Below are 23,404 nucleotides of genomic sequence, written 5' to 3' on the forward strand. Positions count from 1 at the left end.
CATGCGTCAACCATGCCAGGTGATTCGATCAACCGCCCCTGACCGGTCACCTCGGCGCGAGTTTCACCCGGCCTGCTCGACGACCGAGTCGCCTCGGGTCGGGCCGGTAGCTGATCGCCGACGACTGGCAGACCCCGGACCCACCGGATCGGACAGCAGGCCGGGCAGATCGCCGAGGGTGGCGATCGTGGGCCCGCCCCAGCCCGGATCGGTGTCCTTGTGCTCCGTGGTCCGGAGCACGGTCATGCCGACCGTCGCCGCACCGGCCAGCTCGCCGTCCGCGCCGTCCCCCACATAGACGCACTCCGCCGGCGCGGCACCCAGCCGATCCGTGGCCGTACGGTAGATCGCCGGGTCGGGCTTCGCCAGCCCGACGTCGCAGGAGAAGACCACGACGTCGAAGCGGGGGGCGAGCGGACTCCGCGGCCATGCCTCGGCGGTCTCGGAGGTCGCGTTGCTGATGAGGGCGAGCGGGTGCCCGGCGGCGCGCATCACGTCGAGCACCTCCAGGGTGGCGGCCGAGACGCCGTCCAACGCCCGGCGGGCCAGGGCGCGACGGTGTGCGGCGGCCCGGGTCACCTGCTCGTCGGTCGGTGTGCCGCCGAGACGCCCGGCGAGGATGCGGACGGTCTGCTCCACGTCCCACCGGACCAGCCGGTCACGCCACGTCGAGTGGTAGGCGGCCACCAGCGCGGCCGGATCGACCCCCACCACGAGCGCCATCTCCCCGACCACCCGGTCACGCTCCTCGTCCGCCCCATCAAGCAGGGTGTGGAGGAGATCGAAGATCACCGGGCGCGACATGCCGGGAGCCTACTGGGCGGTCTGCTGAGGGTCGCTCCGGTCCGGTGCAGTCGGCTCGGTTGATGTACTCCACAGCCGTACTTCCCCGGCTGATCGGAGCACATCACGGGCGGCAGCGGTCACCGCACAGTCGCAGGTGCGGCAGATCGGGCAGCGGCCGTCGGGCCCCGGCCGGTGATCGCGCAAAATCCATCGGGCGGTGAGGATCAGCCGGTTGCAGATCTGGGCCAGGGAGAGGAACGGCGCCGTCATCCTCACCCCACCCCGAGAGCGGCGGCGAGATGGATCAGCATCGTCGGCGCGGTGGGATCGTGCACGACCTGAGCGAGTACGTCCCGACCCGCCGGACGGTGCCGGAGTTCAGCCGGCGCGACCCGGTGAGCCTCCATCAGCGCCCGGCCGGCGCTGATCGCATCGTCGGCGTGGAGGTGGGCGCGGGCGACATCGAGCAGGTGCGCGGCGCGGTGCTCAGCGGGCAACCACTGCCAGCCGTCGCGCCGGACCGCCGTGTCGTGCCAGGCCACCGCGTCGACGGTGTCGCCCAGTTCCACGGCTGCGGCGCTGCGGGCCAGGTCGACGGCGGTGGGTCCGAAGCCGGTGCGATGGTGGTCGTGGCCGTCGTCGACGCGGGCGGCCAGTGTCGCGGCCTCGTCGAGCAGGTCGGCTGCGGTGCGCGTGTCGCCGTGACGGGCGGCGGCCAGGGCAGCCTGAATGAGCAGCGTGCCACAGAGAGACAGCTCCGGGGGCAGGCCGAACTCGACCACCGGCGGGGCGATCCGGTACGCGGCAGCCAGCATGACCGACTTCGCCACCCGGGTCTGCCCATGGGCGCGGAGCACCTGACCGAGCTGCACCGCTGCGGCGGCCACCAGGGTCCGGTCGCCGGTAGCGGCGTTCATCGCCCGGTCGACGGCCAACCACGCCACGTCCGGGTCGCCGAGCTTGACCAGCAGGGACGCGGTGATCCGGTACGCCTCCACCAGCGGCATCCGACCCGCCGCCGGCTCACCGGCGAAGGTACGTTCGGCGTCGGCCAACAGACTCGGCAGCAGTTCGGTCACCTGCGGATACCGGGCGTGCTGAAACGCCATCCACGCGTGCGCGACCTTCTGGGCCATCTGGTCGACCGGCAACACCGGCCGACGAACCGCGCACCTGCCGAGCGGAATGTCGTACCGGGACAGCGCCACCCGGACACGCTCCATGCCCTCGCCACGATCGGCGACCTCGGCGCGCTGACTGTCCCGTCCCAGCAGTACCGCCGTGTCGATGCGCAGAACGGCGGCGATGTCCTGGAGAGTCGACACCTTGTCCAGGGACCGGACGCCCCGCTCGACCTTGTCCACCCAGCTCTTCGACTTGCCCAACCGGTCAGCGAACACCTGCTGGGAGAGCTTCCGCCGCACCCGCCAGTACGCCACCCGACGCCCGACCGGCAACAGGTCAACGCTGTCCACGACGCCACCGCCGATCCGGTACCGCCCGTGTCGTCTCCTCGGCCGGGAGCCGGTCCGCCTCGGCCTGCGCGAGGATCCGCTGTCGTGCCGCTTCCCGTTCCGCCTGCTGGATCTGCTCGCCCTTGGATTGGTCCGGAACGTCGCCGCTCATTCCCGCCTCCACCGTTAGAGGGGGCGCGGCGACATTGCTCTCGGGAGGACCGACGCCGCCGCGCCCGGCTAGCGACGCGACCAAGCCCGGTCGTCGCACCGGACCGCACTGACCACGTCCGGTATCTACTCTTGTGATCCCACGACTACGCTCGGAAGTGGCTCGATGCTTTCAGGACCTTTCACGGGGGCTCCGATGGATGACCTCGGCGCACAACTGAGGCAGGCTCGTACTGAGGCAGGCGTGACGCTCGCCTCCATCGCGGCCCGTACCAGCTACTCGGCTTCGCACCTGAGCAACGTCGAGTCGGGACGCCGGACCGCGACGCCGGACATCGTGCTCGCCTACGCGCGAGCGTTGGGAGACCCGGACGTGAGACGCAGGCACCTTCTCCAAGCCGCCACCATCGGCCCGATCGCCGCCAACGAGCTGATCCGATCCGGCTTCACCGCCGCTCTAGCCGGCCGACGGGACAGCGAAGACCGCTGGCGCGACCGGGTCGAGCAGTACGGCCGCGACTACATGGAGATCGGCGCGGACAGCCTTCAGACCAGGCTTGCCAGCGACCTCGTCGTCCTGCAACAGCAACTCGACTCCCCGACCATGTGGGCGACCGCCGCCCGCGCACTCACCACCTACGGCAAGACCACCAAGGACCCGACCGAGGCGATCGGCTGGTACGACACCGCCCGGATTGCCGCCGACCGCTCCGGCGACCTCGCTGTCCGGGTCTGGGTACGCGGCCGGGCCGCCATCGCCCTGGCCTACGAAGGCGCGGCTCTACCCGTCGCTAAGCGGTACGCCGACGAGGCCATCGCCCTGTCCGACCGTCCTTCGCTCGGCCGCCTCCAGGCGCTGATGGCCCGCGCACACGTCGCCGCCGGACGAGGCGACATCGGCGGAGCCATCACGGCCGACGAGGACGCACGACGGATCTTCGACCAGACCGCCTCCCCAGACGGTGAAATCTCCGATGCCGCCGTACCCGCCTGGCGTATGGCCACCTTCCGGTCGATGCTCTACGCCCGACTTGGCATGGTCGGCCCCGGCGAGCAGGCCCAGACCGACGCCGACCGACTCCGACCGCCCTCACTGACCCGGTTCGCCACCCACATCGAGCTGCACCGAGCCCTCATGATGGCCAAGTCAGGGGACCGATCCGGGGGACTTGCCTATGCCCGACGAGCATGGGCAACTCTGCCAGCAGACCGCCGATCACAAACTCTCGGACTGGTGCTGCAAGAAGTGGAGAGAGCGGCACGCAAGCCAGCCTGACACCCGCTGCGGAAAAGTGGCCTGACGTAGTAGCGATAGTGATCGAGAACCGTACCGCGTGGTCATTGCTGTCGAGAGCCGTTCCGCCGGCCGCCCTGCGGCAGCCAGCCGTATGCACTTGCGCCTGCGCGTTGGCAGGATCGGATGCAGATGGATACGGCGGCTAGCCGACGGAAAACCTGGCGACGGGCAGGTAGTCAACCATGTGATCACGAAGAACACGAGCGGGAGTACCACCTGGGTTCGGACACTGGAGAGGATGTCTGCATCGCCTGTGGTGCCACCTGGGCCCGCGGCTAGCGCTACCAGTCATTAACTACAGGTAGGGTCCAGTCGGCCGGCCTCGTCGTCGCGCCGGCCACGCGTTGTCACCTAGGTAGACGTCGGTCACCAGCGGTCGTCGTTGGTCGCTCGCGATCGGCCTCCGACCGCTTAGACCTGTTCCTCGTTGGATCTCGGGGAGCCGGCGCGCCTCGTGCCGCTCTGACTCATACATTAAGCGCGACTGCGAGCGCCTCTCCAATAACTCGCCCAAGGAGGGGTGGCACAGCGTTGCCGATCTGCTTCGCTACCTGATTGCGGGTATTTGGAGCGAAGAGAAAAGAGTCGTCAAACGACTGGAGTCGAGCACCCTCGCGCGGCGTAAGTGCTCGATGCTGAGTCGGATGAATACATTTATTCGACGCCGGGTGGACGAAGTTCACGGTGATAGTCGGTGATGGTTCGTCTGCCTCTAGTCGCGAATAGCAGCTCGAGAACCCGCTGGTGATAAGGTGCGTGGGAATGTACGAGATATTCGGCCCGGCGTGTCGAATAATTTCCATCATCTTCTCGGTGTGGCGAGTTGAGGCATGCCACGTCAACTCAAACGCATCGACTCGACGCTCCTTTTGGTAAACCGTTCTCGCCGGCGCTACGTATTGAGTCGCTGTTTCGCCGCTCTCGACCGGTGGAAGGTCATCAATCGCATCTGCAACGGTAAGTGCTGGCGGCAGCGGCGCAGCGCCTTGGTCAAGCAGCGTGGGCTCGGAGGGAATCAACATCCGAGAAGAATCTTTAAAGCCAATCGTGCGGAAGCGGCCTGCATGAGTTGGCTTCGGCCAACGAAACTGTATGCCAGGCTGAGTGCCGATCAGGATTAACCGCTCGCGCTTCTGGGGAACGCCGAAGTGGGCTGCGTTGAGAATCTTCCAATCTGTCTGGTAGTTGAGCCTGCCAAAGGTATCCTCGACTGCCTCTAGGTCGAGTCCGTTGTTATGGGTCGCCAAGCCTACGACGTTCTCAAATACGAATGCGAGCGGCCGCCAATAGCCAACGTGCGCAGCAAATTCTTCGAATAGATTATTGCGCGGGTCATCGAAGTTGGCGGACCGGTTGGGGCGGATTGAGGAGAAGCCCTGGCAAGGTGGTCCGCCAATGATGACGTCGATATCGCCGCGCCGTAATCCCAATCGCTTCGCAATTTCGGGCCGCGACGTCTTGCGAATATCCCCAGGGATTCCTAACGCCTTAGGNGTAATGGCCTGAATTCTCGAATCCCTTTGAGAACCCGCCGGTTCCACAGAAAAGGTCCATGACCTTCAAGCGCATAGAACGCCCCTCCATGACAGTCGCTGATCCGGTGGAGACTATAGTCTCGTAGTCACCGCATGTTCAATCACCTAGGTTCGTGCGCGTGCCGGCTGATCATGTACCTCCGCCCAACCTAGCGGCTGCGACCGCGCGGGCGGTCGCAGAACTGAGGCGAGCGGCAAGCCTGACGATGGAGGACCTCGCGGACCTGGCGGGTCTCCACCGGACTAGTGTCGGGTTGGTTGAGCGCGGCGAGCGGTCTCTTACGATCGACTCCGCCGCAAGGCTCGCGGGCGCCCTTGGGATGCGGCTCAGCGACCTAGTTGCCCACGCTGAGCGCTCACTAGCGGCTCGGGAGTCAGGCGGTGTCGTCACTGCACAGGCTGGCGCGACAATCGTGGAACGCAGGCCGAAGCGGATTGTTGATCCGAGACTAGTCGGTCGCGAGGCGGAGCTGCGCCACGTCACCGGCCTGGGCGTCGACGCGATTCTCTCTGCCATTGAATCGACGTACGAGACGCTCGATCTGATTGACGATGAACTAATTAGTAGGAGTTCGCCGCCTATCTCGGGCCTGGTGGAGCTGGCAAACCTCTCGTCGATGATCGGCAACTTGCTAGGTGCAGGGGTTGCTGCTGGGTCTGCTGGCGCGTATGTGAGAAACCGACCGCACTCCTTTCCTGATCTTGTTCCCCAGCGAACGGGGCTTCCCGACCTCGAAGTTAAGACTGCCTTGGAGTCTAACTCGCCAAAAGGGCACTTGCCGAAACCGGGCACATATCTCACTTTTAGGTACGTGCTGGGGCGGAGGGACGGAACATTTAGTCGCGGCCGTGAGGGTCGAGGCGATACTGTGTGGGTCTGGGAGGTCAGGGCAGGAGTCTTGACCGAGTCAGATTTTGCGATAAGTAACACGCCTGGCGACTCTGGCAAAACTGCGGTGATCAGGGGGCCATCCTTTCAAAGCATGGCACGCGTGTTTTACGATCCTCGATTTCTCCCATACGCCCGACGTTCAGGACCATACGGTGACGATCCGCTGCGGTTGTGAGGCTGCGGCCCTAAATAGGGAGCCACAGGGCCCTGACTCGCCGCGCTGAGGCGTGACGTGGCATCCCGTCTGACGGCGGCCCACCCTCCACGGCTTCGGGCCGCCGCCGGGGTCTATCGGCGACCCACGGTCCGTGAGTGGTGGCGGTGGGAGCCATCCCGCCTTCGCGGCGGCCATCTCGGAGCCGGAGCGCCCCCGGAGGCGCAGTAACCTACACCCCGCCACCTGCCGACGGACCCGGCATGCGCTCCCCACGCCGCGCGGCCCGCTGGCCGCTCGGCCCGGCCGGCCTCCGGCCCACCACCCCACCGGGCAGCGGCCTGTCGTCGTCCCGGCGGCCGGCAGCTTGCTTCGCGGCTATTTCAGTCGCCTAGGCGCAAGGGACCGTCCGCGGTAGGTCTTCCGCTTCGCTCGTCAGCGGTCGGGCGAAGGCGCTCCCACTGCGGGTCGTAACAAACTAGCCCGCGATCTGCCGCTATGTGCGCGGCCTCGGTCGACACCTCCTCGCACATGCTGTACCGCACGGTGAAGTAGACGAACGGCCCCGACGCCTCGTCCATCAGGGGACCAGCGGACCAAGGGCTTACGTCGTACTCGTCGTCAGGCATGTCAACCCACCGCTCAAGCAATGCAAGGACGTAGGCGCGGATCGCCGGGGTCGGTGGCAGTTCCTCACCCTCCATGTACTCGGCGTAGAGCTGGTTATAGACCTCGCCAGCAGCACCGTCGTCGGCCGGCAGATCTCCCTCCCAGACCGCCAAGTCGTAACTCATGTAGGCAGTCTGCACGCCCTGCCCGATGCGGCGGTAGGCACGGGCGCTGACGTCTCCGCTTTACAAGCTTTGTGCGTACCATCCACTGGCGTCCGTGAGCGGCTGCACCCTCGCGTCATCTTGCAGGTGCTCCGGCACGCCGAGGTGTCGGTCACGATGGAGATCTACTCGCAGGTGTCCTCGGCGCCACCCGCGACGCCCTCAAGCGCCTGGGGAGAGCCTGCGGTGACCGCCACTGCGGTAAGGAAACACTTGAGGGCACATCCATGGATCGGATGTGCCCTCATACCTCTGGTCGGGGTGGCCGGATTCGAACCGACGACCTCTTCGTCCCGAACGAAGCGCGCTACCAAGCTGCGCCACACCCCGAGGCGTGCCGACAAATAGTAGCCCACCCGCCTCCGTGGTCAAACTCGGTACCCCCTGCTGCTGGATCTTGGTGCGGGGCCGATCCCCGGAGGGCGGCCCCGCACCAGGATCAGCGGGAGATCAGCGTCAGGATGCTTGCCTCCGGTCGGCAGGCGAAGCGGACCGGGGCGGTGGGGTGGGTGCCGAGACCGGCGGAGACGTGCAGCCACGAGTCCGAGCCGGGCCAGCGGTGCAGGCCGCGCGCCATCGACCGGGGGAGCCCGCAGTTGGTCACCAGCGCGCCGTATCCGGGCACGCAGACCTGGCCTCCGTGGGTGTGCCCGGCCAGCAGCAGTCCGAAGCCGTCGGCGGCCATCCGGTCCAGCAGCGCCGGTTCCGGGGAGTGGGTCAGGGCGATGGACAGTGCGGCGCTGGCGTCGACCGGCCCGGCCACCAGGTCGTAGTCGTCGCGCTCGACGTGCGGGTCGTCCACGCCCGCCAACTCGACCTCGCGCCCGCCGGCCTTGATCGTGGTCCGCGCGTTGTTCAGGTCCGCCCAGCCTGCGCCGGTGAGGATGCCGCGCAGTTCCTCGTACGGCAGGGGCGCGCCCTCGACGTACTCCCGGTTCGGCAGGAAGTAGGTGAACGGGTTCTTCAGGACCGGGCCGGTGTAGTCGTTCGAGCCGAAGACGAAGGCGCCGGGCAGGTCGAGCAGCGGTTGGAGGGCCCGCAGCACGCCGGGCACCGCCTCCGGGTCGGCCATGTTGTCGCCGGTCACCACCACGAGGTCCGGGTCGAGCGCGGCCAGCGAGGCCACCCAGTCCTGCTTGCGCCGCTGGCCGGGCATCATGTGCAGGTCCGACAGGTGGAGCAGGCGCAGCGGTTCGGCGTCGGTCGGGAGCACCGGCACGTCGTACCGCCGGAGGGTGAACAGGTTGCGCTCGACGAGCGACGCGTACGCCAGGGTGGCCGCGCCGGCGGCGGCGGTTCCGGCCGCGAGCCGGAATAGTGTGCGCTTTCGCATGCCCTTCAGGGTAGTTTCACCTTCCATGAGCACGCTGAAGGACCGCCTCACCGCCGACATGCGCACCGCCCTCAAGGCTCGCGACGCGCTGACCACCTCCACGCTGCGGATGGCCCTCGCGGCCGTCGGCAACGCCGAGGTCGCCGGCCGGGAGAAGCGCGAACTCAGCGACGACGAGGTGCTCGCGGTGCTGACCAAGGAGGCGAAGAAGCGGCGCGAGGCGGCCGCGGCCTTTGCCGACGCCGGGCGGGCCGACCAGGCCGGCAAGGAGACCGCCGAGGGCGAGGTGCTGGAGCGCTACCTGCCGAAGCAGCTCTCCGACGAGGAGCTGGCGGGGCTGGTCTCGGGGGCGCTCGCCGCGGGCGGTTTCACCGGCAAGGCGCAGATGGGCCCGGCCATGAAGGCGGCCCAGGCCGCGGTGGCGGGCCGGGCCGAGGGGGGCCGGGTCGCCGCCGAGGTACGCCGTCAGCTCGGCCTCTGATCCTTCTCGACGAACGCGACGGGCGGGCACCCATCGGGGTGCCCGCCNGGCGTCCGCCCCGGCCCGGCGGGTTGCCCGGGCCGCCCGCCCCGGCGGAGTTGCCCGGTTTCGGTGCGCCCTGGCCGGAGCTGACCTCAATCAGGACCACGCCGCCCTTGATGGTGCGTCCGTCCGGGCTGGTGCCGGCCGCGGTGCCGGCGGGGCACTCCGATGGCACCTTGTTGCTGGAGACCGTCGGTTCGAAGCCGGCCCCGCGCAGCCGCGACTTGGCGGTGTCGATGGATTCGCACTTCACCCCGGGGATCGAGCGCTGGTCGCCCATGACGATCTTGCCGCTCGGCGGGGTGAAGTTCTTCCGCTCCTTGCCCTTCATGGCGTCCCGCAGCGTCTCGTAGACGGCCGGGTTGATGCCGGTGGGCTCGTTGTGGCCCATCTGCTGGGTGGTCTGTGCCCAGTCCGGGTCGGCCATGATGCCGGCCACCGCGTACTGCTTGGTCATCGCGACCAGGGCGGAGGTCTTCTCGCCGTCGGTGGTGCCGGACTTGCCGGCCACGGGCGCCTTGACGATGCCGTGGACGTTGCCAGCGGTGGGGACGCCGCACTTGGAGGTGGAGGAGCGGTCGCCGAGCGGGCAGCGGGCGGCGTCCACGGCGGCGCGCGCCACCTCGACGCTGATCCGCTGCTCGCAGTGCGGGTTGGCGATGTCGAGCTTCTCGCCGTCCGGCCCGCGGATCTCCTGCACCGGGATCGGCTCGCAGTACTTCCCGTCGGCGGCCAACGTGGCGTACGCGTTGGCCAGCTCCAGCGGGGTGGTCTGGGAGACGCCGAGGCTGAACGCGCCCCAACTGTGCGCGTTGGCCGCGAGCTTGGCGTCCTCCGAGGAGCGGAAGCCGATGCCCAGCTTCTGTGCCGCCTTCACCACGTTCTCCGCGCCCACCCGCTGCTGGAGGTCGATGAAGAACGTGTTCACCGAGAAGCCGAAGCCGCTCCACATGGTGTGCATGCCGGCCATCGCGGGGTTGGCGTTCTTCGGGCAGTATTTGTTCGTGCCCGGGCACGCGGCCGGCGAGTTGAACTCGACCGGATAGTCGGACTTGAACTCATTCGCGGCATTGATCGAGTAGCTGAGCGGGTAGCCCTTCTCCAGCGCGGCCACCACCGTGAAGATCTTGAAGGTCGAGCCGGCCTGGTAGCCGGAGATGCCCGGGCCGCCGGTGACCAGCGGGTTCACCGTGTTGGGGTAGTTGCCCCGGATCTTCTTCTTGGCCTTCTTCGGGTCGCTGGCGAGCTTGTTCTGCGGCTTGTTCGGATCATCGATCTTGAAGTTCCGGTTGACCGCCACGGCCCGGACCCGACCGGTGCCCGGCTCGACCACGGCCACCATCCGGGCCGCCTTGCTGCTCTCGCTCAGGTGGTTGCGGACGGCCTTGTCGGCGGCCTTCTGCGCCTGCACGTCGAGGCTGGTGACGATGGTGTAGCCGCCGCTCTTCAACCGCCGCTCGCGGTCGTACGAGGTGCCGCCGAACGTCTCCTGCTGGAGCCACCAGCGGTAGAAGTAGTCGCAGAAGAAGCCCCAGGAGCGGGTGTTGCTCTGCACGCAGCCGTTCGGGGTGCGCTTGTCCGGGACCTTGAGCTTGATCTTCTTGGCGGCGTCCGCCTCGGCCTGGGTGATCGCGCCGATCTGCACCATGTTCTGGATGACGTAGTCGCGCCGGCCGACCGCCTCCGGGTAACCGTCCTTGGTGGTCGGGTCGAACGAGGTCGGCGCCTTCACCAGGCCGGCGAGCATCGCCGACTCCTGGATGTCGAGCTTGGCCGGCGGTTTGTTGAAGTAGACCTGGCTGGCGGCGTAGACGCCGTACGCGCCGTTGCCGAACGCGGCGATGTTCAGGTAGCGCTCCAGGATCTCGTCCTTGGAGAGCTCCTTGTCGATCTGGAGCGCGAGGCTCATCTCGCGCAGCTTGCGGGCGCTGGTGTCCTCGGTGGCGGCGACGACGTCGGCCGGGTGGGTGGCCGAGTAGGAGATGGCCAGCCGGACGTACTGCATGGTGAGCGTCGACGCGCCCTGCCGGGAGGAGCCGGCGGACTGGTTGTTGACGAACGCCCGGGCCACCCCGTTGAGGTCGACGCCGTTGTGCTTGTAGAAGTCGTGGTCCTCGGCCGCGATGATGGCCTTGCGCATGTACGGCGAGATGTCCTTGAGCTTGACGTCCTTGCGGTTCTCGTCGTACATCGTGGCCAGCGGCGTCTTGCCGTCGGACGCGAGCAGGTAGGTGATCTGCGGGGCGCGGGCCACCGTCAGCTCCTTGGGCAACGCGCCGAATGTCTCGGAGCCCGCCTTGGCGGCCAGTCCGGACATCGCCACCGCGGGGAAGGCCGCCGCGGCGACGACCACGCCGGCCAGCAGGCCACAGATCAGCAGCGATGCGGCGTTGGTAAAGATGTTGTGGTCACGTTTCCGCATCCAGGTCACCTCGACAGGGTACGCGAGCAGGGATCGGCGGGCGCGCGGGGAACTTTCCCCATTTCCATCCCGCGCCGGCCTCGTTGTGCTAAACGCACGAGCCCTGGTACCGGGTTGCGCTAGATCCGCAAAGGCTCCGCCGAACTCCGGTGGCGACATGGCGTTTTTCAGTACCGGGGCGGGGTAGACGGCGGGCGAACGCCCGGGAAGCCGGGACTGTCCGGAATGATGGATTTCGCCGACAACGTTGCGTAATCGTCCGACTACCCAGCATGATGGTGTCGGTGATCGCAGTCACGCGTCGTTCGTGCCGCCCTGGGGAGGCCGGCCGGACGACCGGGGGGAAGTTTCGAGGCTGCGCGCGAAGTCGGTAGGTACTGCAAGGGGGGACGTGTACAGATGGGCATGATCACTGACTGGCCGTCGCTGGCGGCGTGTCAGAACGGGGACCCGGACGCGTTGTTCGTACAGGGCGCCGAACAGAACGTGGCGAAGAGGATCTGCCGGAGCTGCCCAGTTCGGTACGAGTGCCTGGCCGACGCGCTCGACAACCGGATCGAGTTCGGCGTGTGGGGCGGCATGACCGAACGCGAACGCCGCGCACTGCTGCGTCGCCATCCACAGGTGACCAGCTGGCGCAAGATGTTCGAGGCGGCCATGCGCAAGAACGCCAAGGAGAAGGCCGGCAAGGACAAGATCCTGGTCACCACCGCCACCTGACCGTCGGGCCCGGCCGGCGGCGGTCACCGCCGGCCGATCGCCTCGCCGATCGTCCGCAGCCCGTCGACGTCGTGCACGTCGGCGGGCTGCGCCGTCACCGACACCGTCGGCACCGCCGGGAACGCCTCGGTGAACCGGGCCGCCACCCGCTGCTCGCGTACCGCCTGCTGGGCCAGCGTGGCGTGCGCGCGCAGCACCTCGACGGTGCCCTCGTGCCCGCCCTCGGCCGCCAGCCGCCGGGCGGCGGCCAGGCTGCGCTCTGCGGACAACTCCGGCGCCGCCGGCCGGTGCACCCGGTTGAGCACCAGCCCGGCGAGCGGCATCCGCTCGGCACGCAGCCGGCCCGCGAAGTAGGCGGCCTCCCGGACCGCGTCCGGCTCCGGCGCCGCGACCAGCAGGAACGCCGTCTCCCGGGCCTGGAGGATCCGGTACGTCTGCTCGGCCCGCTGCCGGAACCCGCCGAACATCGAGTCGAGCGCGGCGACGAAGCCGGACAGGTCGGTGAGCAACTGCGCGCCGATCACCTTCTGCACCACCTTGGAGAACATCCCGAAGCTCGCCGTGACCAGGCTGAACATGCTCCGCCCGCCGCTGCGGGCCGGGGCGAGCAGGAGTCGCAGCATCCGGCCGTCGAGGAACCGGGACAGGCGGGCCGGCGCGTCGAGGAAGTCGAGCGCGGAGCGGGACGGCGGGGTGTCCACCACGATCAGGTCCCACTCGCCCCGGGCGTGCAACTGGCCCAGCTTCTCCATCGCCATGTATTCCTGCGTGCCGGCGAAGGTGGAGCTCATGGCCTGGTAGAAGGGGTTGGCGAAGATCTCCGCCGCCTTGGCCGGGTCGGTGTGCTGGAGCACCACGTCGTCGAACGTGCGCTTCATGTCGAGCATCATGGCGTGCAGCTCGCCGCCGCTTTCCTCCACGTCGATGCCCTTGACCTGGCGGGGCGTGTTGTCCAGCTCGGTCAGCCCGAGCGACTGGGCCAGCCGGCGGGCCGGGTCGATGGTGAGCACCACCGTGCGTCGGCCGTGCCGCTCGGCCGCGCGCAGCGCCAACGCCGCTGCGGTGGTCGTCTTGCCCACGCCGCCGGCCCCGCAGCAGACCACGATCCGCACGCCGGGGTCGGCGAGGATCTGGTCCACGTCCAGCGGAGGCGCCGCGTCTTCGGAAGGCACCAATCGAGCGTATCGGTCCCGAGGGTCACTCTGCTCCGTGCCGGCCGCAGGTGTGAGTCAATCCGCCCGGACGAGCGTCTCGGCCAGCGTCCCCAGCCCCGCGCGGTCCACCCCGTCGGGCAGCAGCGGCAACTCGGTCAGGGGCAGCCCCAGCTCCACCAGGTCACCCCGGAGGGAGTCCTCCAGCTCACGGCGTACCCGCTGGTCGCGCGCCTCCTCGGCGAGGCCCGACACGGTCCGGGCGTCGGTGGGCAGGCCGGCGGCGGCCAACCCCCGCTTCAGCTCGGCCGCGGTCACCGCGCGACCGGCCGGCACCGGCGGGCGGACGCCGTTGACGATCACCCGCCCGGCCGGGAACCCGAGCTGGGCCAGCTCGGCGACCGCGTCGAGCGTCTCCTGGACCGGCATCTCCTCCAGCAGCGTCACCACGTGCACGGCCGTCATCGGCGAGCGGAGCAGCGCGGAGACCCCCTCGCTCTGGGTCTTGATCGGGCCGACCTTGGCCAGCCGGGCGGTCTCCGCCGTGACGTTGAGGAAGCGGGCGATCCGCCCCGTCGGTGGGGCGTCCAGCACCACCGCGTCGTACGTCCGGCGCGATCCGCTGGTGCGCGTGGTCGCCTCCTTCACCTTGCCGGTGAGCAGCACGTCCCGCAGGCCCGGGGCGATCGTGGTGGCGAAGTCGATCGCACCGAGCTTGCGCAGCGCCCGGCCGGCCGCGCCGAGCTTGTAGAACATGTCCAGGTATTCGAGGAGCGCCTCCTCGGCGTCGACCGCCAGCGCCCGCACCTCACCGCCGCCGGGGGCGTCGGCGAGGTGCCGCTCCTCGTACGGCAGCGGGTCGGTGTCGAAGAGCTGCGCGATGCCCTGCCGGCCCTCCACCTCGACCAGCAGGGTGCGCCGGCCGCCGGTGGCCAGCCCGAGGGCCAGCGCGGCGGCCACGCTCGTCTTTCCCGTGCCGCCCTTGCCGGTCACCACGTGCAGGCGGGCCGGCCATCTGCCGGCGGACTCGGCCGGCTGCTCACTCGCTGCCNGTCTTCCGCACCACGGTGAAACGCAGCTCCTGGTCGGCGACCTTCTCGTCGGCGGTGGTCATGGTGACCCTGGTGGAGACCGTGGCCCGGTCCCCGGTCTGGTTGTCGACCGTCGGGTTGGTCCAGCGGAACCGGGGGTTCTGGTACTGCCCGGCGTACTTCTGCACCTCGGTCACCTTGGCGGCGATCTTCTCCTCGTCGCGGGCCGCGGAGCAGACGAACGTGGCCGCCTTCTCGACGTTCCGCTCCTGGTAGACGGCCTTGAGGAAGCCGTCCACCGCGACCTGGGGCTCCTTCGCGCCCCGGCCGTCCTCGCTGTTGCGCAGGGCGAGGAACGCGGCCGTGCCGCCGCCACCGCAAAGCAGGACGGCCGCGGCCAGCACGATCGAGGCGATCAGCAGGGTGGGACGCTTACGTGGCAGCCCTCCGGGCGGGTACGGCGGATGGCCGGGCGGCGGCGTCGCCCCCGGCGGCTGGACGGCCCCGGGCGGCTGGACGGGACCGGACGGCGGCATGGCCATGCCGGGTGCCGGGTGCGGGTTCGGGTCGCCGGGCATGCCGGTGGCGCCACCGGCGGGCGGTTGGGTCATCTGTGTCCCCCGGGTTGCGGCGTACCCGTCGCCGCCCCAGGCGACGGACACGGGGTCGAGGTGGCGGGCGAGCGACGACGCGCACCCAGTCCGGAAGGGTATCGGTCGGCGGGCCGGTTGCCAGCCCCGCACGGACGGGTACCGAGCGCAAAACCGCCGTCGCCTTCCGGACCAGTCTTGTGTCAAATATGTGACTCAACGTAACCAGTCGTGCGCGTCCCGTTGTCGGAACGGGTGCCGAATCCTTACGTTCGTCGCGACGCGGTGGCCGGACCGGGGGATCCCGAGCCGCACGACGGTGTTTGTGAGCAGGTACGACGCCCGGAGGCAGCGGATGCGCGACGCGGAGAACATTCCCCGAGCTCAATTTCCCCCCGGCGACCGGGTCAGACGGCCCGGCGACGCCGACGGTCCCGGCGCCGGCACGCCGTTCAACGAGCGGTCGTACCGGCCGGCGGCCGAGGTGGTCCGCACACTGGTCCGGCCCGGCGGTCGGGGCCGGGACGACGACGAACCCGGCTACGTCATCCACCTGCCGGTGCGGGTGCCCGACCTGGCGGCGGCCGTGGCGCTCGCCGGCATCGTGGCCACGTCGCTGGGCTTCCTGGCCGAACTGGACGCGGGCGAGACGACGGTCTCCACCGCCGACGACCAGAACAACCGGCACCGCGTCTTCTGCGACCTGCTGCTGCCCGACCGCAGTCGCTGCCCGCAGCGCTACGAGCACCAGGGGGCGTGCGGCGAGCCGCCCGCGCCGGAGCAGCGTCCCGCGTCCGGCTGAGGGCGGCGGACCGTAGGCTGTGCCTGACCGAAGTCCAAGTCAGGCAAGGGAGCCCTCCTCCGATGCAGAAGTGGGAATACGCCACGGTGCCGCTGCTGGTCCACGCGACCAAGCAGATCCTCGACAACTGGGGCGAGGACGGTTGGGAGCTGGTCTCCGTGGTGCCCGGCCCCAACCCGGAGCAGCTCGTCGCGTACCTGAAGCGCCCGAAGGGCTGACCTTATGAGCAACGGACCGCACGCGAAGCTCGCCGAACTCGGTCTCGAACTGCCCGAGGTGGTGCCGCCGGTGGCCAGCTACGTGCCGGCCGTCCAGTCGGGGCAGCACGTCTACGTCTCCGGTCAGCTCCCGATGGCCGACGGCAAGCTGCTCGCCACCGGCAAGGTCGGCAGCGGTGTCTCCGCCGAGCAGGCCAAGGACCTGGCGCAACGGTGCGCGTTGAACGCGCTCGCCGCGATCGACGCGCTGGTCGGGCTGGAGAACGTGGTCAAGATCGTGAAGCTGACCGGCTTCGTGGCCAGCGCACCGGGCTTCACCGGTCAGCCCGGCGTGATCAACGGTGCCTCCGACCTGTTCGGCACCGTGTTCGGGGAGGCCGGTCGGCACGCCCGCAGCGCCGTCGGCGTCGCCGAGCTCCCCCTCGACGCCCCCGTCGAGGTCGAGGTCATCGCCGAGGTCGCCTGACGCTCCGTTGCCGCGATCTTGCAGATTCCGCCCCGGCACAAGCCCCGAACGAGGACAAACCCGGGGCCGGAACTGCAAGATCGCGGGGAGTGGGGCGGGGGGTCGTACGATCGCTGCCATGGGTGGGCGTGTGGGCGGGGTCGCGGGGGCGCTCGCGGAGGGACTGCCGGGGTGGGTTTCGGTGCTGCTTGCGCCCAACCCGGGGGTGATGACGCTCGACGGAACGAATACCTGGGTGCTGCGGGCCGGGCCGGACGCGCCGGCCGTGGTGGTCGACCCGGGGCCGGCCGACGAGGGGCACCTGGCCGCGATCACCGCCCACGGGCCGGTCGGGCTGGTGCTGATCACGCACGGGCACCCGGACCACACCGAGGGCGCGCCCCGACTGCGGGAGCTGCTCGGCGGCACGCCGGTGCTCGCCGCCGACCCGGCGCACACCGCCGGCGGCGCGCCGCTCACCGCCGACAGCGCGTTCGACGTGGGCCTCGACATCCGGCTGCTGCCCACCCCCGGGCACACCGCCGACTCGGTCTGCTTCCTCGTCGAGCACGACGACGAGCGGGTCGTGCTGACCGGCGACACCATCCTCGGCCGGGGCACCACGGTGGTCGCCCACCCGGACGGGCACCTCGGGGACTACCTGTCGAGCCTGGAACTGCTCTCGACGTACCGTGGGGTCCGGGCGCTGCCGGGACACGGCCCGGCGCTGGCCGACTGCGGTGTGGCGGCGGAGTCCTACCTGGCCCACCGGCGGGCCCGGCTCGACCAGGTGCGCGCCGCGGTGGCCGCGGGCGCCACCACCGCGCCCGAGGTGGTCGCCGTGGTCTACGCCGACGTGGACCGGTCGCTGTGGTGGGCCGCCGAATGGTCGGTGCGCGCCCAACTCGAATACCTCGGGGTGGAGCAGCCGTGACCTGCCCGGTGTGCGGGACCGTCGCCGTGCCCGGCGCGCGGTTCTGCCACAACTGCGGCGCGGCGCTGCCGGCCGCCGCCACGCTGCCCGCCGCCGAACGCCGGGTCGTCACCGTGCTCTTCGGCGACCTGTCCGACTTCACCTCCTGGTCGGAGGACCTGGACCCGGAACGGGTCGGCGCGGTCACCGACCGGGTGCTGGCCGCCCTTGCCGGCGCGGTCAAGACGTTCGGCGGGCACGTCGACAAGCTCACCGGCGACGGGATCATGGCGGTCTTCGGTGCGCCGGTGGCGCACGAGGACGACGCCGAACGGGCGGTCCGGGCGGCGCTGTCCATGCAGCGGGCCGTCCGCCGGGTGCTCGACGACGAGCGGGGCGGCGGAGCGCCACTGGGACTGCGGGTCGGGCTCAACACCGGCGACGTCATCGCCGGCATCCAGGCGGCGATCGAATACACCGTCATCGGCGACACGGTGAACACCGCGGCCCGGTTCTCCGACGCCGCCGCCGTCGGTGCCGTCTACGCGGGCGCCCGGACCTCCGCCGCGACCCGGCACGTAGCCTCCTGGCGGGCGCTGCGACCACTGCGGCTCAAGGGCAAGCGCGAGCCGGTCGAGGCGTACGAGCTGCTGGGTCTGCTGGACGCGCCGGGCACCCGGTCGGGTCTCGGCGACGAGGCGCCCTTCGTGGGCCGGGAGACCGAGATCGGGCGGGTCGCCGGTCGGCTCGCCGAGGTGATCGACCGGGGTGAGCCCCGGGTGCTGCTGATGACCGCCGAGGCGGGCATCGGCAAGTCCCGGTTCGCCGCCGAGGTGGAACGCCTCGCCGCCGGCTACGACGTCGGCCCCGGCCGGTACGCGGCGCACACCGGTGCCCGGGTGCTCTCGGTCCGCTGCGCCGCGTTCGGCGAGCGGCGCCGGCTGGCCCCCCTGGCCGACCTGGTCCGGGCGGCGGTCGGCCTGCCCGGCGACGCGGCGACCGCGCTCACCCGGCCGGCCGTCGAGGAGCGGCTGCGCCGGCTCGGCCAGCGCCTCGCCCGGCTGCCCGGCGACCCGCCCCCGATTGCCGTCGACCAGCTCCTGGCCCTGCTCGGGTACGCCGAGCTGCCGCCCACCACGGAGAGCGGCGAGTGGAGCGCGGCCACCGGCCCGCCGGACGCCGATGCCGTGCCGAACGCGGTCGCGGACCTGCTCAGCGCGCTCGCCGGCGAGGCGCCGCTGGTGATCGTGGTGGACGACCTGCACGACGCCACCGCCGAGACGGTCAAGGCGCTCGCGCTGACCCTCAACCGGCTCGTCGGGCCGGTGCTGGTGCTGCTGCTCGGCCGCCCCGAACTGGTCCGGACCGCCGGCGCGCTGACCCGGCTCGCGGACGCCGAGGTGCACGCGTTGCCGCCGCTGCGCGGCGCGGACGCCTCCCGGCTGCTCACCAGCTACCTGGCCGGTGGCCGCCTGCCGCAGGCCGACGCGGACCGGTTGCTCGCCACCGCCCAGGGCAACGCGTTCTACCTGGCCGAACTCGTCACCCTGCTGATGGAGCGCGGGGCACTCACCGCCGGGCCGGGGCGCGACGCGGACGTCGGGTGGCGGCTCGCCCCCGGCTCGCTGGGCAGCCGGCTGCTCTCCCGGGACCTGGCCGCGGTGCTCGCGGCGCGCATCGACGCGCTGCCGCCGGACGCCCGCTCCGTGCTGCGCGACGCCGCGGTGGTCGGCGACACCGTGCCCGAGGGCGCGCTGGAGGCGCTGCGCGAACAGCGGGTCGGGCGGGACGGCCGGCCCGCCGCGGTGGCCGCGGTCGAGTGGGACAGGGCCGTCGAGGAACTGCTGCAACGCCGCATGCTGCACCGCACCCGCACCGGGTTCGCCTTCGCCACGCCGCTGATGCGCGAGGCCGCGTACGCCGGGGTGAGCAAGGCCGAACTGGCCGATCGGCACGCCGCGCTGGCCCGCTGGGCCGCGCCGGAGAGCGTCGGCGGGACGGGCACCCCGAGGGGCGCGTTCACCGAGGCGGCCCGGGACGACTTCGTCGCCGGGCACGTCGAGTGGGCGACCCGGCTCGCCGACGCGGTGAAGCTCCGTCCGGACGCGCCGGCCCGGGCGGTCGCCGGCCTGGGCGTGGCCGCGCTGGGCCGGGCCGCCCGCCGCTCGCTGCGCCTCGGGGAGCCGGCGCTGGCCGTCGAGTACGCCGAACGCATCGCCGACCTGGCCCGGGACGGGGTGCCCCCGGCCGACCGGGTGGTGCACGCCCGGGCGCTGCTCCAGATCGGCCGCCCGGCCGACGCGCTCGCCTCCGCCGAGAAGATCGCCGCGAACGCCGGCGAACCGGCCACCCGGATCGCCGCGCTGCTGCTGGCCGGGCAGGCCCAGCAGACCTTGGGCGACGTCGAGCGGGCCGAGCGCAGCTACTCCGAGGCGTTGCAGGTGGCCACCGACGCCGGTCTGCCGACCCTGCGGGGCTCGGCCATGCGCCGGCTCGGCATGGCCGACTTCGTCGCCGGCCGACTCGGGCAGGCGAGCAGCCGGCTGGCCGCCTCCTACCAGGTCAGCCTGGCCGCGAAGGATCCGCGCGGGCAGGCGTGGTCGTTGCAGAACCTGGCCTGGGTCACCACCACCCGGGGTGACTTCGCCGGCACCGATGCGGTGCTCGGCCGGGCCGCCCGGCTCTTCGCCGAACTGAAGGACCCGTACGGCCGGGCCTGGTTGCGCGGCACCACCGCGTTCGCCCGGCTGCTCGCCGGCCGGTTACGGGAGGCGCGCCGACTGGCCCGGATCTTCCTGCCGTTCGGGGAGCGGGTCGGCGAGGCGTGGGCGGTGGGCACGCTGCGCGCGGTCGAGGCGTACGCCGCCGCCGAACTGGGTGACCTGGCCGAGGCGGACCGGGCGGCGCGTCGGGCGTACCGGGACTTCGCCGAGGTGGGAGACGACTGGGGGCAGGGCTTCGCGCTGGTGGTACGCGGCGTGGTGGCGCGCGGGCTGGGCGAGCCGGAACACGCCGCCGACCTGTTCGGCGACGCGCTCGCGTACGCCGCCCGCACCACGCACCCGCTGCTCACCGGCATGGCCGGCACGCTGCGCGGCTTCGTCGCGCTGGACATGGGCGACTGCGAGACCGCCGAACGGGAGGCCCGGTCGGTGCTGACCACCGTGGAACCGCACAACCCGCAGGCGCCCGCCCAGGTCGCGCCGCGGGTGCTGCTCGCCATGGCCCGGGTCGCCGCCGGCGACCCGGGGACCGCGGTGGGGCTGCTCGCCCCGGTGGCCACCGGCGCGGCCGACGCGCCGTCGCTGCTGTTCTCCCGCCGGCAGACGATGGCCCGGTACGCCGGCGCGCTGCTCGCCCACGGCCAGCGTGAACAGGCGTTGGACTGGGCGCAGCGGGCGCTCGCCGCCCCGGCCGAGGACGTCCGCAGCCAGGTGGTGTCGCGGCTGGTGCTGGCCGAGGCGCTGGCCGCCGGTGGCCGCCCGGCGGAGGCGCTGAGCAGCGCCGAGGAGGCGGTACGCCTCGCGTACGCCACCGAGCAGCGCAGCGAGCGGGCCGCCGCGGACGCGCTGCGGGTGCGGCTCGCCGCCGGCTGATCACCCCTGTTCTGCCGGTTTCGGGGATGTGCTCCGCCGTTGGGCCGGTTAGCGTGGTGCGGCCGGCGCGTATCGCCGGAGGAGCTTCCTGGGGAGGAACGATGAGGCTGCCGCGCTCCGGCGCCGGCTGGACGATCGCGGTCTTCGGGCTCCTGGCGTTGCTGCTCGGCGCACTGGGTCTGATCTGGCCGGAGACGCAGCTACGCCTGCTCGGCTTCGAGGTGCCGGCCGAGCGCGCCCCGGGCGACTACACCGGCACGTTCCTCACCGCCTCCTCGATGGCCTCGTTCAACATGGGGGTCTACTACCTGCTCGCCGTCGCCACCGAGTGGCGGCCGTTCTACCGGTTCACGGTCTGGTTCCGGCTGGTCACGTTCACCGTGTTCACCATCGCGGTGCTCTCCGACGTGGCACCGGACCGGTTCTTCGCAGTCGCCGTGTGGGAGGGCCTCGGTGCGGTCGCGACCGCCGCCGGCCTGTGGTGGGACGCCCGCCGAGCTGCGCAACCGACCGGGTCGGACGGGTCCGTCCCGGTGCCGGCCTCCGACGCGGCGCGCTGACCGCCCGGCACCGTTGGGTATTTTCGAGCCGTGACCGACACCCCGCCCGGCGCCGTCCGGCTGCCCATCGTGCCCGGTCTGACCGATCTGGAGGTCTTCGCCCGGGGTGGTTACGCCACCGTCTACCGGGCCACCCAGATCTCGGTCGGCCGCGAGGTGGCGGTCAAGGTCGAGAACCGGACGCTGGACAGCGAACGCGACCAGGCCCGTTTCCTGCGTGAGGCCCGCGCGGCCGGGCGGATGTCGTCACACCCGCACGTGGTCGACCTCTTCGACGTCGGGGTCACCGTCGACCAGCACCCCTACCTCATCATGGAGCTCTGCGACGGCTCGTACGCGGAGCGGATGCGCACCTCGCCGTTGGACGCGCTGGAGACCCGCGACCTCGGCGTGAAGATCGCCGACGCGTTGGCACACTCGCACGCGGCCGGCGTCCTGCACCGCGACGTCAAACCGGCCAACATCCTGCACTCCGAGTTCAACTCGGCGGTCCTGGCCGACTTCGGCCTGGCGGTGCTGGCGGAGGCGCGCGACGCCTCCGTCACGCTGGAGGTGCTCACCCCCGCGTACGCGCCACCGGAGATGTTCAGCCACAGCCCGCCCAGCCCGGCCGTCGACGTCTACGCGCTCTGCGCCACCCTCTACGCGGTGATGCACGGCCGCCCGCCGCGCTGGCAGTCCGAGCGCAATCCGAGCCTGGTCACCGTGCTGGAGATGTTCCAAAAGCCGATCCCCGGCCTGCCCGGGGTGCCCGACGAGTTGATCGACGTACTCCGCCTGGGCATGTCCAACGACCCGGGCGAGCGACCCTCCGCGGTCGAGCTGCGTGGCCTGCTCGCCGCGCTCCCGCTCGACCCCGGCGCCCCGGTGGGCGGCATGCCGTTCGTGCCTCCGGTCGGCGGCCCGGGCGGCACCGGCCGCACCGGCGGGCCGAGCCCGCGGCCGCCCNGGAGCCGCCGGTGGCCGAGGCGCTGGTTCCTCGGCGGGGCCGGGGTGCTCGCGCTGGCCGCCTCGGCCGCCGGTGGCGCCTGGATGGCCGGTGGTCAGCCGCCACCGGTGTCCCCGACCACGGTGGCCACCGGCACGGTCGAGGCCGGGGCGACACCGCAGCCCGGGTGCGCGTCCGCCGACGTCCGGCTCCCGGCCGGTGCCCGCTGCGCGCCCGAGTTGGAGTGCTACGGCCCGGTACGCCTGCGCCGCGAGCGCGCCGAGGCGAGCCGGGTGCCGTGCGACGGCCAGCACACCTGGGAGACCTACGCCGCGGGTGACCTGCCGGCCGGGCTCACCGGTGCGCGGCACGACGCCGTCGCGGTCGACCCGGCCGTCCGTAAGGTCTGCAACGTCGCCACGTTCCGGCTGGTCAGCGGCGTCACCTCGGCGAGCGGGTGGAACCTGGAGGTGCTGCCGCCGGGCGCCGCCGAGCCGGGCGGCACCTACCGCTGCCTGGCCGGGCGGGGCGTGAACGGGCTCGCCAGCCCCACCCTCACCGGTCACTGACCCCGTTCACCGGGCCCCGCTGCCGCACCGCCCTCGGGTCGAGCGTGTCCAACGTGTCGGCGTCCACCACGCCGGCCGGGCGCAGGTCGCGCACCGCCCGGGGGTCGAGTGCCTCCAACGTGTCCGCGTCGACCGGATGACCTCCCGGGGCGCGCAGGTTCCGCACCGCCCGCGGGTCGATGGTCGCCAGCGTGTCGGCGTCCGCTCCGTACCCGGGAGCGGGGACCGGCCAGTCCTCGGCCGGCGCGGGGGCGCCGCCGACGGACTGCCGGGCGGCGGTGACCGTCACCGCGGCGATCATGCCGAGCACGACGCAGACCATGACCAGCACGACCGACAGGATGCCGGGCGGTCGCCACATCGCCAGCGTCGCCACCGCCGCCACCGTCGCCACGCACGCGACGACGGCCTTCGCCCGCGCATCGGGCTTCCGGAACGAACTCACCCGACAAGCATGGCCCAGCGCGTCGGCCTGTCAACC

21 protein-coding genes and 1 tRNA gene are annotated in these 23,404 nt (G+C 71.2%); 11 read left to right on the top strand and 11 right to left on the bottom strand.

Going from position 1 to position 23,404, the window contains the following annotated elements; genetic code table 11:
- Nucleotides 1–63 precede the first annotated feature (63 nt).
- Nucleotides 64–804 carry an HAD family hydrolase gene (locus B1205_RS23395; protein WP_089157568.1) on the bottom strand — a complete coding sequence of 247 codons (741 nt, stop codon included), beginning with the start codon at nucleotides 802–804 and terminating at the stop codon, nucleotides 64–66.
- Nucleotides 805–1,058: 254 nt separating this feature from the next.
- The gene (locus tag B1205_RS23405; RefSeq protein ID WP_254910150.1) at nucleotides 1,059–2,261 is read right to left on the bottom strand and encodes a helix-turn-helix domain-containing protein; all 1,203 of its coding nucleotides are present in this window, start codon (nucleotides 2,259–2,261) and stop codon (nucleotides 1,059–1,061) included.
- 346 nt (nucleotides 2,262–2,607) lie between these two features.
- Here B1205_RS23405 and B1205_RS23410 point away from each other — a divergent pair, with 346 nt between their 5' ends.
- On the top strand, nucleotides 2,608–3,687 hold the full coding sequence (locus B1205_RS23410) for a helix-turn-helix domain-containing protein (RefSeq protein ID WP_089157569.1): 1,080 nt from the start codon (nucleotides 2,608–2,610) through the stop codon (nucleotides 3,685–3,687).
- A gap of 488 nt (nucleotides 3,688–4,175) precedes the next feature.
- On the opposite strand, the gene B1205_RS23415 is transcribed toward B1205_RS23410, so the two are convergent.
- Entirely contained in the window at nucleotides 4,176–5,249 is a 1,074-nt protein-coding gene (locus B1205_RS23415; protein ID WP_217809863.1) for a DNA cytosine methyltransferase, read from the bottom strand.
- A gap of 113 nt (nucleotides 5,250–5,362) precedes the next feature.
- On the opposite strand from B1205_RS23415, the gene B1205_RS23420 reads away from it, so the two are divergent.
- Nucleotides 5,363–6,310, top strand: coding sequence for a helix-turn-helix domain-containing protein (locus B1205_RS23420; RefSeq protein ID WP_254910151.1), 948 nt, complete (start codon nucleotides 5,363–5,365; stop codon nucleotides 6,308–6,310).
- 362 nt (nucleotides 6,311–6,672) lie between these two features.
- Here B1205_RS23420 and B1205_RS23425 read toward each other — a convergent pair whose 3' ends face one another.
- The 3 genes from B1205_RS23425 to B1205_RS23435 all read right to left on the bottom strand — a co-directional run bounded on the left by B1205_RS23425 (nucleotide 6,673) and on the right by B1205_RS23435 (nucleotide 8,455).
- Nucleotides 6,673–7,083: a hypothetical protein gene (locus B1205_RS23425; protein ID WP_089157642.1), complete on the bottom strand. Its 411-nt coding sequence runs from the start codon at nucleotides 7,081–7,083 to the stop codon at nucleotides 6,673–6,675.
- A gap of 292 nt (nucleotides 7,084–7,375) precedes the next feature.
- Nucleotides 7,376–7,452 (bottom strand) — tRNA-Pro (locus B1205_RS23430).
- Nucleotides 7,453–7,561: 109 nt separating this feature from the next.
- The gene (locus B1205_RS23435) at nucleotides 7,562–8,455 is read right to left on the bottom strand and encodes a metallophosphoesterase (RefSeq protein ID WP_089157571.1); all 894 of its coding nucleotides are present in this window, start codon (nucleotides 8,453–8,455) and stop codon (nucleotides 7,562–7,564) included.
- A gap of 25 nt (nucleotides 8,456–8,480) precedes the next feature.
- Here B1205_RS23435 and B1205_RS23440 point away from each other — a divergent pair, with 25 nt between their 5' ends.
- Nucleotides 8,481–8,936, top strand: coding sequence for a GatB/YqeY domain-containing protein (locus B1205_RS23440; protein ID WP_089157572.1), 456 nt, complete (start codon nucleotides 8,481–8,483; stop codon nucleotides 8,934–8,936).
- On the opposite strand, the gene B1205_RS23445 is transcribed toward B1205_RS23440, so the two are convergent.
- Nucleotides 8,824–11,400 carry a transglycosylase domain-containing protein gene (locus B1205_RS23445; RefSeq protein ID WP_089157643.1) on the bottom strand — a complete coding sequence of 859 codons (2,577 nt, stop codon included), beginning with the start codon at nucleotides 11,398–11,400 and terminating at the stop codon, nucleotides 8,824–8,826. The genes B1205_RS23440 and B1205_RS23445 overlap by 113 nt on opposite strands.
- A 399-nt stretch (nucleotides 11,401–11,799) precedes the next feature.
- Between B1205_RS23445 and B1205_RS23450 the strand changes: the two genes are divergently transcribed.
- Nucleotides 11,800–12,120, top strand: coding sequence for a WhiB family transcriptional regulator (locus B1205_RS23450; RefSeq protein WP_089157573.1), 321 nt, complete (start codon nucleotides 11,800–11,802; stop codon nucleotides 12,118–12,120).
- 23 nt (nucleotides 12,121–12,143) lie between these two features.
- On the opposite strand, the gene B1205_RS23455 is transcribed toward B1205_RS23450, so the two are convergent.
- The 3 genes from B1205_RS23455 to B1205_RS23465 are packed head-to-tail and all read right to left on the bottom strand — an operon-like array spanning nucleotide 12,144 to nucleotide 14,913.
- Entirely contained in the window at nucleotides 12,144–13,295 is a 1,152-nt protein-coding gene (locus tag B1205_RS23455) for an ArsA family ATPase (RefSeq protein ID WP_176308760.1), read from the bottom strand.
- Nucleotides 13,296–13,349: 54 nt separating this feature from the next.
- Nucleotides 13,350–14,273, bottom strand: a complete 924-nt coding sequence (locus tag B1205_RS23460; RefSeq protein ID WP_089157575.1) for an ArsA-related P-loop ATPase — start codon at nucleotides 14,271–14,273, stop codon at nucleotides 13,350–13,352.
- Nucleotides 14,274–14,310: 37 nt separating this feature from the next.
- Entirely contained in the window at nucleotides 14,311–14,913 is a 603-nt protein-coding gene (locus tag B1205_RS23465; protein WP_089157576.1) for an Rv0361 family membrane protein, read from the bottom strand.
- Between the two features lie 334 nt (nucleotides 14,914–15,247).
- On the opposite strand from B1205_RS23465, the gene B1205_RS23470 reads away from it, so the two are divergent.
- The 7 genes from B1205_RS23470 to B1205_RS23500 all read left to right on the top strand — a co-directional run bounded on the left by B1205_RS23470 (nucleotide 15,248) and on the right by B1205_RS23500 (nucleotide 22,923).
- Nucleotides 15,248–15,694 (top strand): hypothetical protein, encoded by a 447-nt coding sequence (locus B1205_RS23470; RefSeq protein ID WP_089157577.1) that lies wholly within the window; start codon nucleotides 15,248–15,250, stop codon nucleotides 15,692–15,694.
- Between the two features lie 62 nt (nucleotides 15,695–15,756).
- Complete coding sequence (locus tag B1205_RS23475) at nucleotides 15,757–15,912, top strand: DUF4177 domain-containing protein (protein WP_013289021.1); 156 nt, start codon at nucleotides 15,757–15,759, stop codon at nucleotides 15,910–15,912.
- Nucleotides 15,913–15,916: 4 nt separating this feature from the next.
- Entirely contained in the window at nucleotides 15,917–16,378 is a 462-nt protein-coding gene (locus B1205_RS23480) for a RidA family protein (protein ID WP_089157578.1), read from the top strand.
- 118 nt (nucleotides 16,379–16,496) lie between these two features.
- Nucleotides 16,497–17,291 (top strand): MBL fold metallo-hydrolase, encoded by a 795-nt coding sequence (locus B1205_RS23485; protein WP_089157579.1) that lies wholly within the window; start codon nucleotides 16,497–16,499, stop codon nucleotides 17,289–17,291.
- Nucleotides 17,288–20,866 (top strand): adenylate/guanylate cyclase domain-containing protein, encoded by a 3,579-nt coding sequence (locus tag B1205_RS23490; RefSeq protein ID WP_089157580.1) that lies wholly within the window; start codon nucleotides 17,288–17,290, stop codon nucleotides 20,864–20,866. The genes B1205_RS23485 and B1205_RS23490 overlap by 4 nt, the downstream gene beginning before the upstream one ends.
- A gap of 101 nt (nucleotides 20,867–20,967) precedes the next feature.
- Nucleotides 20,968–21,426, top strand: coding sequence for a hypothetical protein (locus B1205_RS23495; protein WP_089157581.1), 459 nt, complete (start codon nucleotides 20,968–20,970; stop codon nucleotides 21,424–21,426).
- Nucleotides 21,427–21,456: 30 nt separating this feature from the next.
- Nucleotides 21,457–22,923 carry a serine/threonine-protein kinase gene (locus tag B1205_RS23500; protein ID WP_089157582.1) on the top strand — a complete coding sequence of 489 codons (1,467 nt, stop codon included), beginning with the start codon at nucleotides 21,457–21,459 and terminating at the stop codon, nucleotides 22,921–22,923.
- Here B1205_RS23500 and B1205_RS23505 read toward each other — a convergent pair.
- Nucleotides 22,910–23,368 (bottom strand): hypothetical protein, encoded by a 459-nt coding sequence (locus B1205_RS23505; protein WP_089157583.1) that lies wholly within the window; start codon nucleotides 23,366–23,368, stop codon nucleotides 22,910–22,912. The genes B1205_RS23500 and B1205_RS23505 overlap by 14 nt on opposite strands.
- Nucleotides 23,369–23,404 lie beyond the last annotated feature (36 nt).

Source organism: Micromonospora sp. NBS 11-29 (assembly GCF_002140155.1).
In the GTDB taxonomy this organism is placed as follows: Bacteria; Actinomycetota; Actinomycetes; order Mycobacteriales; family Micromonosporaceae; genus Micromonospora.